Genomic DNA, 12,717 nt, shown 5'->3' with positions numbered 1-12,717 from the left:
TCTCAACGGCAGGTAGTCCCCGTTAAATGGGGCTGCCTGCCGACTGTCATGGTAAGAGCACAACGTTGAGTTGACTTGAATTTAAAGAATTACCTTTCTCTGCCGATCTAATATGCAGGAGCAACAAACCAAGAGAAAGGGAATGACACAGGGAATCGGTAATGCCAATAGCCTACTGATGGCTACGCAGCCCATCTTCGATCGGGATGACAAGATTTATGGCGTCGAGTTGCTCTATCGCAACGAAGGCGGCTTGGCAGTAGCCGATGTCGGGGAGGGAGTCGCCACTGCAGAAGTCGTGTATCAACTCAGCACTGCAATAATCCAAAGAGTCGATACTTTCCAGGCACCTGCCTTCGTCAACGTCTCCGACGATATCCTCTTGGCACGGCACTTTCTGCCGGTGTCGCCGGAACACGTGGTCATCGAGCTAGTAGAGCGCCTGGAGCCCACGGGTGAATTGATAAAGGCGGTCGAGCACTTGAGGCATCAGGGATTTCGCATCGCCCTTGACGACTTTGCTTTCGACCCACAATGGGAACCCCTGCTCGCCATGGCCTCGTACGTCAAGGTCGATATATCGACCTTGACGCCGGAGACTGTAAAGGCCTGCAAGGACCGCTATTACCACCCGAGTCTGAAATGGGTGGCGGAGCGCGTCGAGACCCGTGAAGAGCGTGATATCTATCGACAGCTCGGCTTCGACCTCTTTCAGGGATACTACTACGCGCGTCCAAGTCCCGTTTATGGAAAGAAGATTCCCGCTTCCACGCTGCAGGCCACCACCCTGCTACGCGTACTTCACCAGCCTGAGCCCGATAACGATGAGATCATCTCCCTCATTCAAGCCGACCCCGAGCTTGCCTTGAAGTTGACTCGGGTGGCAAACAGCGCCTTCTACCATCCCCGTGCCCCGATACGCTCAGTCAGAGGTATCGTGACGCATCTTGGCCTGCGCCAGCTGACCAACTGGGTCGCCCTGTTCGGACTGCTCGGCGCAGCCCGGTCCGAGCACGCCGAACTGGCCCTGACTCGGGCCAAGGCATGCGAACTGCTGGCCCGCAGCCATGCCTTGTGCGAACAGGATGCCTATTTCATCGGCTTGCTCTCCAGCGTCGAACTCCTGCTGGGCATCCCCAGGGAAGAATTTCTGACATGCCTCGAAATCGACGACGAAACCGCCGGGGCCATTCTTCACGGCAGAGGGCACTACGGTGACATCCTTCATCGCATCGAAATGATCGAGCGTCATTACGCCATGCGCGAGCAGGGCCTGAGCGAAGACATGGGGAGACTGTTGACGCTCTATCGCCAGGCTCATCACAGTGCGTTTGAGCTGCTTTCCACCCTCATGGCCGTAAAGAAGTAACGCACCGGCTGGAGGACGTTACCCCGTTGTTCCACGCTGCGCGACCCGAACCAGGCTGCGTATCACCTGCATGTCATGTCTCAGTAGCAGGCGCTGATCGTCTTCAAGCTGACTCACATCGATCCAGCCATCTGGTGCTCCCCCCGACTTCAGGCTCGTCAACTGCGAGGTCAGCAGCAGCGCCTGCAAGCGCTCCAGCGCGGTGATTCCCGCCCGCGCCTGACGCACCGTCAAGGCGTCCTTGAGGACCAGCGCCGATAGCCGCAGTCGTGTCGCGGGTAGACTGACGCCATGTCGCAACGACAGCAGTCGAACGGCATTGACCAGCGGCAACAGGCCCTGGCGCTTGAGGTTCAGGGCATTGTCGTGGGGTGCGCCATCTCCGTCCCCGGCCAGCCGGCCGAAGCGGTCAAGCGCTACCGGCAGCTCATCGAGGAGATGCGCCATCTCGTCAAAAAAGAGGCCGGCCCTGGGCATGACGTGCTGGACATGTTCGGCAAGCGCTTCAGCCAGGGCGGCATCACCGAATGCAGGGTGAAAATCAAGCAGGATGTTGCTCTGCTGCACGCGCTTGACGCGCCGGTCCTGTGTCCAGCGACTGAGTTGGTCGCACCACTCCGAGAGCCGCTTGCGCCACATCGGCCAACGCGCCATCACATGGCCGCTGCAGAGCGGAATGCCCGCTTCATCGAGCCGAGTGGTGAAACGCTCGCCCAGCGCCTGGAAGAAGCCGTCGATCTCGGTATGACGTTCATCAGGATAGTCGGCCACGATCATGGCATTGTCCTGGTCAGGCCCCAGAAGACTCTCGTGGCGACCGGCCGAGCCGAGTGTCAGCACGCAGAAGGCGACCGGCGGTTCTCCCCAGCCCTGGCCCTGCATCTCGTTGAGCGAGAGCTGGATGGCGCGGCGATAGAGCATTTCGTTGTGATCGCTGATCAGTTGGCTGATGCGCCAGGCCGGCAAGTCAAGGCGCTGCAGAGCCTCGACCAGCTGAGGCTGCCAGGCATGCGCGGTGGACAACTCGGGACTTGGGCCCAGCTCATCCAACGCAGCGCACAGCGGCGCCAGCAATGTCGCCGGCGCCGGCAGGTTGTCGCTGGTGAAAAGCTCACGCCAGGGTGAGGCCCGATGCAGTAGTTGCATGTCGTCTCCCATCGCATTTTCTCAACAGGGAGTGTAACGAGAGGAGACGGATGAGGCACTTGGGCCTAGGGATGAGACGGCGAAGCGGCAAGCCATCGCGCGGTCGGTATCATTCCGACTTGAACATGTCGTCGCCGACCTGATCGATAAAGCGCTGCGCCTTGCTGACCATCAATTGGTCACAGGCCTCGCGGCCCGGTACGAGGTCGGAGCGCTCGAAGCGATGCTCGAGGGTCTCGCCTTGCGTGCCAGGCTTGCGAATCCAGCCGCTGACGCGATACTGCCCGCCCTGCTCGGCAGGCTCCGAGACGATCTCGTAGCCGTTGTACTCCACTGGCTCGGCGGCCTTGGCATTGCCCGGCTTGGCGTCACCGCTACCGAACAGGCCGCCCAACAATTTTTTCAGCATCGTTCATCCCCCTTCGTGACTGCCCATGCAAGAGCGCCGGCCCTCGGGGCCGGCGCATCCTTGAGACTGACCCATCGCCAGCGATCAGGCCTGGCGACGGCCCTTGCCGGCGGCAATCCGCAGGCGCAGGGCGTTGAGCTTGATGAAGCCCTCGGCATCCTTCTGGTCGTAGGCGCCGGCATCGTCCTCGAAGGTAGCGATCGACTCGTCGAACAGCGACTGCTCGGACTTGCGACCCACCACGGTGGCGCTGCCCTTGTAGAGCTTCATGCGCACCACGCCAGAGACGTTCTTCTGGGTTTCGTCGATGGCCGCCTGAAGCATGCGGCGCTCCGGGCTCCACCAGTAGCCGTTGTAGATCACCTTGGCGTACTTGGGCATCAGCTCGTCCTTGAGGTGGGCTTCCTCGCGATCGAGAGTGATGGACTCGATGGCGCGATGGGCACGCAGCATGATGGTGCCCCCCGGCGTCTCGTAGCAGCCGCGGGACTTCATGCCCACGTAGCGGTTCTCGACGATGTCGAGACGGCCGATACCGTTGTCGCCGCCAATCTTGTTGAGGGTCTCGAGCACCTCGTGGGGCTTCATCGCCTTGCCGTCGATGGCGACGATGTCGCCCTGCTCATAGGTGAGCTCGACGTAGGTAGGCTCATCCGGCGCGGCTTCCGGCGATACGCTCCAGCGCCACATGTCCTCTTCCGCCTCGGCCCAGGGATCCTCGAGGATACCGCCCTCGTAGGAGATGTGAAGCAGGTTGGCGTCCATCGAGTAGGGTGACTTCTTCTTGCCGCTGGAGAAGTCGACCGGGATGTCGTGCTCCTCGCAGTAGGCCATCAGCTTCTCACGCGAAGTGAGGTCCCATTCACGCCAGGGGGCGATCACCTTGACGCCGGGCTTGAGCGCATAGGCGCCCATCTCGAAGCGCACCTGATCGTTGCCCTTGCCGGTGGCGCCATGGGAGATGGCGTCGGCACCGGTCTCGTTGGCGATCTCGATCAGGCGCTTGGCGATCAACGGTCGGGCGATGGAAGTGCCCAGCAGGTACTCGCCTTCGTAGATGGTGTTGGCGCGGAACATCGGGTAGACGTAGTCGCGCACGAACTCCTCGCGCAGGTCTTCGATGTAGATTTCCTTGACACCCAGGGCCTGAGCCTTGGTTCGCGCGGGCTCGACTTCCTCACCCTGACCGATGTCGGCAGTAAAGGTCACGACTTCGCAGCTGTAGGTTTCCTGCAACCACTTGACGATGACGGAGGTGTCCAGGCCGCCTGAATAGGCAAGCACGACCTTCTTGACATCGGACATTCGGGGGCTCCTCTGAGATAACGTGACAAGACGACCAGTATAGCGTGGCCGACGCCCGCCGAATACCGACAACGGGACGTATCGCGGCCAAGCTGATAGACTTTTTGCCCAACCGCCATTATTCAAGGAGAAGCGCACGTGATGAGGAGAGGTGCATGAGCGAGGCGACTCGCGAGCTGATGGCCCAACGGTTTCGCAGCTTCCTGCCGGTGGTCGTCGATCTGGAAACCGGCGGATTCAACCCCGAGCGCGACGCCATCCTCGAAATCGCTGCCGTGACGCTGACCATGGATCCTGAAGGCAACTTGATGCCGGACGCTACCTTCGCCTATCACGTGCAGCCTTTCTCCGGGGCCAACGTGGAGCAGTCGGCGCTGGACTTCACCGGCATCAAGCTCGACGATCCGCTGCGGCAACGCGTAGCGCTCTCAGAGGCCGAGGCGCTGGGGGAAATCTTTCGCCCAGTGCGCAAGGCAATCAAGTCTCACGGCTGCACCCGCGCCGTGCTGGTGGGCCACAACGCCGCCTTCGATCACGGCTTCCTCAATGCCGCGGTCAACCGCTGCGGCATCAAGCGCAACCCGTTCCACCCCTTCTCTAGCTTCGATACCGCCAGCCTGTCGGGACTCGTCTACGGCCAGACGGTGCTGGCACGGGCCTGTCGGGCGGCCGGCATTCCTTTCGACAACCAGGAAGCCCACTCGGCGCGCTACGACACCGAGCGCACCGCGGAGCTGTTCTGCGCCATCGTCAATCGCTACAAGGATCTTGGCGGTTGGGCGCTGGCCCAGCGGGAGCAGGGCCTCGAGGACATCTGACGCCGAGGCCGTGCCGCGAGATCACCGCTCGCTTCATTGACGGCTGCCGGCATCCTGCTCCCAGCCGGCCGGCATGTCGAGGTCGTCCTCCCCGTCGGCCGAGCCACCCACCCCGGGCTTGTCGATAATCTGGATGGAGCTGGCGTGTAGCCCCTCGTCGCCCTCGTTGGGCTCGAAGCGCACGCGGGTACCCACGGTCACGCGGGCGAAGTCGTTGTGCAGCACCGCATTGCGGTGGAAATAATACTCCTGGCCGCTGAGACTCTTGAGAAACCCGTAGCCGTCGAAGATACGTACGACAGTCGCCACCGGCGGCAGCGGCTCGTCGTTATGCTGCTTGACCTTGCCATCCCGCTTGGCGGTCTGCTTCTTCAGCTGCTTTTCCATTGCCTCGAAGGCGCTGCGGATGATGGGCCGCAGCTGGACCTGGGGGTCGGTCACCTTGTCGCTTTTCTCTGCAACAAGCTCGCCCTTGGCCGGCAGGCTGACTTCGATCAGCGCTCGATAGGGATTGCCGGTCTTGTGGGGATTCTGGGTCTGTTCGATGACGACCCGGCATGAAACGATATCCTTGCTGAAGTTCTCGAGCTTGGCCACGCGCGACCTGACGTATTCGTCGATCCACTCGGAGCGCGAGACATGCTGGTAGGTGATCTCCAAGGGTGTCTGCATGCTACCTCCCTGTGCCTGAATCCTCGATGACCCTTCACCTCGTCAGCGTGGTAGCGGTGAGATGAGATTTCAATCGGCCCTTTGCCGGGTTTTGGTTTCCCTACGTAAGCTGGCGGGAAAAAGAAGCAGATAGCACAAGGCCCGCGAGCCTAAGCTCCCGGGCCTTGCGACGTACAGACTGCTCAGGGAAGAACTCAGGCGTCGCCGCCCTCCTCCTTGGCATTGGCGCGTGCAGCAGCCTCCTTGATCAGCTTTTCCAGCTCGCCGCTTTGATGCATCTCGGCGACGATGTCGCAACCGCCCACCAGCTCGCCTTCCACCCACAGCTGGGGGAAGGTGGGCCAGTTGGCGTACTTGGGCAGCTCGGCACGGATATCCGGGTTGTCCAGCACGTTGACGAAGGCGAAGCGCTCGCCGCAGGACATCAGCGCCTGGACGGTCTGGGCGGAGAAGCCGCACTGAGGCAGCTGGGGCGTGCCCTTCATGTAGATGAGGATGGGGTTTTCGCCGATCTGGCGCTCTATGTTCTCGAGGGTAGTGCTCATGTGCGCTCCATACTGGATCGTGGAATGCCGAAGGTGGCGCGGCAATACCTGAGTGCCGCACTCGGCCATTTGCTCATGGGCTCATTCTACTGATCACAAGCGAATTGCGCATCCCCCACAGGCTGGCTAGGATGGTGGTTTTTTCGCGCGGAGAGATCGCCATGGCGACACGTCATTTCCTGACCCTGCTGGACCTGAGCCCCGAAGAGCTGCACTACCTGATCCAGCGCGCCATCACGATCAAGAACCGCCTGCGTGCCCAGGGCCCGACCTATGCGCCGTTCAGCAATCGCACACTGGCGATGATCTTCGAGAAATCCTCGACCCGCACCCGGGTGTCCTTCGAGACGGCCATGGCCCACTTCGGCGGTCATGCGCTGTTTCTCTCGCCGCGGGACACCCAGCTGGGCCGGGGCGAGCCGATCGAGGACACCGCGCGGGTCCTCTCCGAAATGGTCGACATCGTCATGATCCGCACTTTCTCCCATGCCGGCCTGGAAACCTATGCCGGGGCCAGCTCGGTGCCGGTGATCAATGCCCTGAGCGACGATTACCATCCCTGCCAGCTGCTGGCGGACGTCATGACCTGGACCGAGCTGCGCGGCAGCGTACGCGGGCGCACCGCCGTCTGGATCGGCGATGGCAACAACATGTGCCACTCCTGGATCAACGCCGCCCGCCAGTTCGACTTCCAGCTGCGCGTCTGCTGTCCCGAAGGCTATGAGCCGCGCCAGGAGATTCTCGAGGCGGCCGGCGACCGGGTGACCCTGCTGCACGATCCTGCCCAGGCCGTGGTCGATGCCGACCTGGTGACCACCGACGTGTGGGCCTCCATGGGTCAGGAAGAGGAGCAGGCCAGGCGCGAGGCCGACTTCACCGGTTTCCAGGTCACCGAGGCGCTGCTCGACAGCGCCAAGGCCGATGCATTGTTCCTGCACTGCCTGCCCGCACATCGCGGCGAGGAGATCAGCGAAACCCTGCTCGACGACCCGCGTGCCGTGGTTTGGCAGGAAGCAGGAAACCGCCTGCACGCCCAGAAGGCCCTGATCGAATTTCTGCTGCTGGGCCGAGTGGACCACTAACTCGACGCATCGCCGGCCGTCACCTGCCGGCGATGCACGCCGACTCCCGCAACAGCGGCTCCAACTCCCCCAGAGGCAGCGGCCGTCCGAACAGGTAGCCCTGGTAGGCGTGGCATCCCTTGTTCTCCAGCCAGTCTCGATGTTCCTCGGTCTCCACTCCCTCGGCGATGACCTCCAGCCCCAGGTTGCGCCCCAGGTCGATGACCGAAGCGCAGATCACGGCATTGGCATTATCCTCGAACAGGGTACGCACGAAAGACTGGTCGATCTTCAGCTGGTCGAGCGGCAGGCGATTGAGATAGCTGAGCGATGAGTAACCGGTGCCGAAGTCATCGAGCGAGAAACGCACGCCCAACGCCTTGATACGCAGCATGGTGTCACGCACGGCATCCGGCTCTTCCATGAACAGACTCTCGGTGATCTCCAGCTTGAGCCGCTCAGGGCGCGCTCCGGTCGCCGCGAGAATCGTCTCGAGCCGACCGACGAATTCGGGCTGCTGGAACTGCAGCGGGCTGATGTTGACCGCCATGCTGAGTCCTTCCGTGTACGGCTCGGCGGCCCAGGCGGCCAGCTGACGGCAGGCCGTCTCCATGACCCATTCACCGATGGGCACGATGAGGTAGCTCTCCTCGGCAATGGATATGAAGTCATAGGGAGGCACCATGCCATATCCGGGGTGTTGCCAGCGCAACAGCGCCTCGACCCCGGTGACCCTGCCTCGCCGATCGACCTGGACCTGATAGTAAAGCCGAAGCTGGTTGCGTGGCACCGCCTGGCGCAACTCGCTTTCGAGCATCGCCCGCCGTACCGCCACGGCCTGCATGGCGGGGTCATAGAAACGCCAGGTATTGCGTCCCGCCTGCTTGGCTTGATACATCGCCATTTCCGCCTGCTGCAGGCAGGCTTCGGCATCCTCCGCGCCGTCGTTCAGCAGGGTGACTCCGACGCTACCTGACAGTAAATGACGCCGCGCGCCCAGCCAGCAGGGCTCGGCCAGCATGGCAAGCAAGCGGTTTGCCAGCCGCTCCACTTGCGTTGAGGCCACCTTGATCGATTCACCCATGTCTTCGGCCAGCACCACGAATTCGTCGCCTCCAAGACGGGAGACCAGCTGTGCCTGACCGCTAGCCTCGACCAGGCGGCGCGACATGAGCCGCAGCAGCTCGTCGCCTGTCTGGTGGCCGAGAGTGTCATTGATATGCTTGAAGCCATCGAGGTCGATGAACAGCAGTGCGCCCTGTCGCGCCTGAGCCGCCCCCTCCTTCATCGCCCGCCCAAGTCGCTCGAGCAGCATGCGCCGATTGGGCAGGCCGGTCAGCGGATCGTAGAAGGCCAGCCGGTGGGCTTGCTGCTGTGCGGCACGGTGTTCGGAGATGTCGCTGAGCGTCGCCACGTAGTGGCTGGGCTTGCCGGCGCCATCCCGGACCTCACTGATGGTGACCCGTTGCGGATAGATCTCGCTATTCTTGCGCCGGTTCCAGACCTCACCCTGCCAGCTGCCATGGGTATGGATACTGGCCCACATTGCACGGAAAAAATCGGCGTCGTGGCGGCCAGAGCTGAGGATGCGCGGATTCTCACCCAGCACTTCTTCGGCACGATAGCCGGTAATCTCCTCGAAGGTCGAGTTGACCTTGCGAATCGCGCCGCTGGCGTCGGTAATGAACATGCCCAGGTGTGTCTCGAAGGCCAGTGCGGCGATATCGAGCTCCGCCTGCAGCGACTCATTGAGGCCACGAAGCCGCTGATCGCTGAGATGGAGTGCCTCCTCGGTGCGCGCCAGGCGCAGGTAATGACGCAGAAGGAAGGCGCCTAGCAGAGCCACGATCAACCATGCCAGCACGAACACCATCACTTTGTCGCGCCAGCCGGCAAGTACCCGATCCACCTGCTTGCCGACGATGACGGCGAAGGGCAGCCCATCGACACGCCCCATCCCGAACAGGCGTCGCTCGCCGTCCAGCGGTGAGGTGGTAATCGCCGACTGATCACGGTCGGCCCGCATGAGTTCGGCAACCTCCGATGTATCGACTTGCCTGCCCAACGCCTGGGTAACGGAGAGCCCCTCAAGACTGGGATGCCGGGCAATCAGGCGATGTTCGTCGTCGACGAAAGCAATGCTCTCGCCCTGGCTGAGCTGGATGCTCTGGAGTGCGTGAGTAAAATAGAACAGATCCAGATGAGCCGCTGCAACGCCGGTGAAAGAGCCATCGGCATCGAACATGCGGCGCAGGTAGAGCATGCGATGGCCGCTCTCCTCCGGGTTCCAGTACGCCGCGGAAAGTGCCTGCTCAGGGTCATTCAGAAAGCGGCGGATGAATTCCCGCTCTTGCGGATCCTGGTAATCGGAACCTTGGGGCCGTGTCGTGTAAAGCGGCTCACCGAGATGATTGATGATGCCCAGGCTCTCGAGGAACGGCAGGCTGCGCTGACGCTGTTCCAGCAGGCTATTGAAGGCATCGGCAAGCCAGGGGCTGGCTTCCTCCACGAGAGAGAGCGCGAACAGGTTGGCCGTCCCGCTCAAGGTGTCGTCGGTCCGAGCGAAGGCAGACGTCGCCCACTCCGCCACCAGCTCCGCGTGGCCCTGGGTGCCGACTCGTGCCGCCTCCAGCTCTCGCTCACGCATGTCCCAAAGCGCCCAGGTGATCATGGCCAGCAGCAAGGCCATCATCACACAGTAGAACAGCGAAGCCTGCCAGGCAGACCAGCGTTGACGCGCCGATCGCTCTCGCTTCCCACCACTTGTCGTCATTCGATGCCCTTAACCCTTGCGACCCTGGCATTGCGCAGGCTATTGGGTTGCAACCTCTTGATGTAACAGGAGCTCCACCCGGCGATTGGCTGCACGCCCTTCAGGCGTCTCGTTGCTTTCGAGGGGGCGCGTGTCGGCATAGCCCACCGCCCGCAGTCGCTCGGCCGGCACCTCCAGTTCAGAAAGGTAGCGCAGCACCGCGATGGCTCGCCCGGAAGAGAGCTCCCAATTGGAAGGAAACTGCGCCGTGGCAATAGGAATGCTGTCGGTATGACCCTCGACGGAAACCTCGCCTTCAAAATCTTGCAAGACGCTACGCAAGCCAGCCAGGACTTCGCGACCCTGGGCCGTAAGCGATGCCTGGCCGCTCTGGAATAGCAGGTTGTCATCGATACGCAGGGTAATCCCCCGCTGACCTTCATCCACGCTGACCCCCTCGATCTCGAGCCCCGAGAAGCGCGGCTGCAGCCCATCCTGACGCGGCTTGATGCCCACGCCTGCCACCATGCGCGCCGCTGCCTCGGCGTGAGGCGAGATCAGCGACGCGGCATCGCCACCATGCCGGCTGCCCTGGACCGCCAGGCCATTACCGGCCAGCGAGAGCAGCAGCACGAACAGCGTGATGAGCAGGGTCAACACATCAAGGTAGCTGATCAACCAGCTCTCCCCGTCGCCCTCGCCATGGGCCGGGGGAGTCAGCATGTCACGGGTGCTGCGATCAAGCATTCTGGGCCTGTCCGTCAGAGTCGCGCCGTGCCACCTCAGGGTCGCGAATCTCGTCGTGGTAGTTGGCAACGAAGGAGTTGAGGGTTTCCTCGATGAAGGACGGCAGCCGACGCTTGGTGATCAAGGAGATACCCTCGAGCACCATGTTCATGGCGATCAGACGCTCTTCCGTGCGCCGCTCCAGCTTCACGGCGATCGGCTTGAAAACCAGATTGGCCAGCAGGATGCCATAGAAGGTCGTCAACAGCGCCACGGCCATGCGCGGGCCGATCACGTGCAGGTCGCCCGCCTCCATGACCTCCAGCATGTTGACCAGCCCGACCAGGGTTCCGATCATGCCGAACGCCGGCGCGTAGGTTGCCATGGTGCGGAAGATCTGTGCCTCGGCGTGCTCGCGGGCCTTCAGGCGTGCAATGCGCCAGCGCAACAGGTCGAAAATCTCCTCTTCCTTGGTATTGGCGATGACCAATTGGATCCCGGTACGCAGGAAGGGATTGCGCGCCTTTTCCAGGGCGGCCTCCACGGCTCGCACATCCCCCTTGAACCAGAGCCGTGAAATATCCACCAGCTCCTTGATGTCATCCCGGGTGTAGGTATTTTCACGCCGAAACACCAGCCCCACCAGGCGCACCACACGCAGCACTTCCTTGAGCGGATAGCTGATGAACGTAGCCGCCATGGTTCCCGCCAGCACGATAGCGAGCCCCGGCAGGTTGATGAAGCTCTGGGGCGACTCGGCAGTGAAAAACAGGACGCTTACCAGCAGCACGACGCTGGCAAACATGCCGATGATAGTGGATGGATTCATTCAAACTCCTGAAAGTGCAATGGCATGAAGCCTGATGGATGATATCGGCAGCCCAAGAACGGACTTTAGCGCTTTACCCTGGGAAACATTGATGCAGATCAACCGAAACGCCTGAACTAAAGTTCGTCCTCCTGCTGCCGATACAATGGGTGACATGCTTCGATGGGGGCTCCGGAAGCCCGCAGCGAGAATAACGTGCGATTCGTGCTGCGCAGTGAGTGACCCACCATTGGCCGTAGGCGGTCAGGAGAACCATGACATGCAACGATGCGCCGAGAAGGCCGGCAAATGCGAACGCTGCGAAGGTTCGCTGCCATTCGATTTCACCATGGCCTTCCAGCCGATCGTCGACCTGAGCACCGCTTCGATCACCGCTCATGAAGCGCTGGTACGAGGTCCGAATGGAGAATCGGCAGCCAGCATCCTGTCGCAGGTGACGCCTCGCCTCCTCTACCGCTTCGACCAGGCCTGCCGGATCCGCGCCATCGAGCTCGCCAGCCGGCTTGGCATGCGCGAGAGCCTGTCGATCAATTTCCTGCCCAACGCCGTATATGAACCCGAAGCCTGCATCCAGGCGACACTGGCCATCTCCGAGAAGGTCGGCTGGCCGACCGAAAAACTCGTGTTCGAGGTCACCGAGAGCGAAAAGGTCCAGGACCAGCAGCACCTGCGCAATATCATCCAGGCCTACCGCAGCATGGGCTTCGTGACGGCTCTGGATGACTTCGGCAACGGCTTTGCCAATCTCGACCTCCTGGCAGAGCTGCATCCCGACCGGCTCAAGATCGACCGCGCCCTGGTGATGAACTGCAACAGGGACACGCGTCGCCAGGCGATACTCAAGGCCCTCGTCGTCCTGGCAGAAGATATCGACGTCGAGCTGATTGCCGAGGGCGTGGAAACACAGGCGGAGGCCGTGTGGCTCGGTCGCACCGGCATCCACTTGCAGCAGGGATACTTTCATGCCCGGCCGAGCCTCGAGAGCCTGGTGACCGGTCTGGAGCCCGCCCTTGCCGCACTGCATCGTGCGTTGTAGATCGTACGTCGTCGACAACAAGGCTGCATATTCACCGCTATATCAGTAA

Annotated in this window: 12 protein-coding genes; 4 read left to right on the top strand and 8 right to left on the bottom strand. The window is 62.0% G+C overall.

The window, feature by feature from the left end; all coding sequences use genetic code 11:
- The first annotated feature begins 142 nt into the window (after positions 1-142).
- Positions 143-1,369 (top strand): EAL and HDOD domain-containing protein, encoded by a 1,227-nt coding sequence (locus H1D44_RS08315; RefSeq protein WP_181514382.1) that lies wholly within the window; start codon positions 143-145, stop codon positions 1,367-1,369.
- Positions 1,370-1,387: 18 nt separating this feature from the next.
- On the opposite strand, the gene H1D44_RS08310 is transcribed toward H1D44_RS08315, so the two are convergent.
- The 3 genes from H1D44_RS08310 to H1D44_RS08300 all read right to left on the bottom strand — a co-directional run bounded on the left by H1D44_RS08310 (position 1,388) and on the right by H1D44_RS08300 (position 4,229).
- Positions 1,388-2,515 (bottom strand): DUF294 nucleotidyltransferase-like domain-containing protein, encoded by a 1,128-nt coding sequence (locus H1D44_RS08310; protein ID WP_181514381.1) that lies wholly within the window; start codon positions 2,513-2,515, stop codon positions 1,388-1,390.
- Between the two features lie 109 nt (positions 2,516-2,624).
- Entirely contained in the window at positions 2,625-2,924 is a 300-nt protein-coding gene (locus H1D44_RS08305) for an HlyU family transcriptional regulator (protein WP_181514380.1), read from the bottom strand.
- Between the two features lie 84 nt (positions 2,925-3,008).
- Positions 3,009-4,229 carry an argininosuccinate synthase gene (locus H1D44_RS08300; protein WP_181514379.1) on the bottom strand — a complete coding sequence of 407 codons (1,221 nt, stop codon included), beginning with the start codon at positions 4,227-4,229 and terminating at the stop codon, positions 3,009-3,011.
- Between the two features lie 155 nt (positions 4,230-4,384).
- Between H1D44_RS08300 and rnt the strand changes: the two genes are divergently transcribed.
- The gene (rnt, locus tag H1D44_RS08295) at positions 4,385-5,047 is read left to right on the top strand and encodes a ribonuclease T (protein ID WP_181514378.1); all 663 of its coding nucleotides are present in this window, start codon (positions 4,385-4,387) and stop codon (positions 5,045-5,047) included.
- Positions 5,048-5,080: 33 nt separating this feature from the next.
- Here rnt and H1D44_RS08290 read toward each other — a convergent pair whose 3' ends face one another.
- Positions 5,081-5,719 (bottom strand): HPF/RaiA family ribosome-associated protein, encoded by a 639-nt coding sequence (locus H1D44_RS08290; RefSeq protein ID WP_181514377.1) that lies wholly within the window; start codon positions 5,717-5,719, stop codon positions 5,081-5,083.
- A 194-nt stretch (positions 5,720-5,913) separates the two neighbouring features.
- Positions 5,914-6,264 carry a Grx4 family monothiol glutaredoxin gene (grxD, locus tag H1D44_RS08285; RefSeq protein WP_181514376.1) on the bottom strand — a complete coding sequence of 117 codons (351 nt, stop codon included), beginning with the start codon at positions 6,262-6,264 and terminating at the stop codon, positions 5,914-5,916.
- A gap of 161 nt (positions 6,265-6,425) precedes the next feature.
- Between grxD and argF the strand changes: the two genes are divergently transcribed.
- Positions 6,426-7,346, top strand: coding sequence for an ornithine carbamoyltransferase (gene argF, locus H1D44_RS08280; protein WP_181514375.1), 921 nt, complete (start codon positions 6,426-6,428; stop codon positions 7,344-7,346).
- A gap of 19 nt (positions 7,347-7,365) precedes the next feature.
- Here argF and H1D44_RS08275 read toward each other — a convergent pair whose 3' ends face one another.
- Genes H1D44_RS08275 through H1D44_RS08265 form a run of 3 tightly spaced genes read right to left on the bottom strand, consistent with a single transcriptional unit; the run spans position 7,366 to position 11,632 of the window.
- Complete coding sequence (locus H1D44_RS08275) at positions 7,366-10,098, bottom strand: bifunctional diguanylate cyclase/phosphodiesterase (protein ID WP_181514374.1); 2,733 nt, start codon at positions 10,096-10,098, stop codon at positions 7,366-7,368.
- Between the two features lie 39 nt (positions 10,099-10,137).
- The gene (locus tag H1D44_RS08270) at positions 10,138-10,824 is read right to left on the bottom strand and encodes an OmpA/MotB family protein (RefSeq protein WP_181514373.1); all 687 of its coding nucleotides are present in this window, start codon (positions 10,822-10,824) and stop codon (positions 10,138-10,140) included.
- The gene (locus H1D44_RS08265) at positions 10,817-11,632 is read right to left on the bottom strand and encodes a motility protein A (protein ID WP_181514372.1); all 816 of its coding nucleotides are present in this window, start codon (positions 11,630-11,632) and stop codon (positions 10,817-10,819) included. The genes H1D44_RS08270 and H1D44_RS08265 overlap by 8 nt, the downstream gene beginning before the upstream one ends.
- A 259-nt stretch (positions 11,633-11,891) precedes the next feature.
- Between H1D44_RS08265 and H1D44_RS08260 the strand changes: the two genes are divergently transcribed.
- Positions 11,892-12,668: an EAL domain-containing protein gene (locus H1D44_RS08260; RefSeq protein ID WP_181514371.1), complete on the top strand. Its 777-nt coding sequence runs from the start codon at positions 11,892-11,894 to the stop codon at positions 12,666-12,668.
- Positions 12,669-12,717 lie beyond the last annotated feature (49 nt).

The organism is Billgrantia kenyensis (genome assembly GCF_013697085.1).
Taxonomy (GTDB): Bacteria; Pseudomonadota; Gammaproteobacteria; order Pseudomonadales; family Halomonadaceae; genus Halomonas; species Halomonas kenyensis.
Note: the sequence above shows the minus strand (reverse complement) of the source record. Positions and strands in the feature narration are given on the sequence as shown.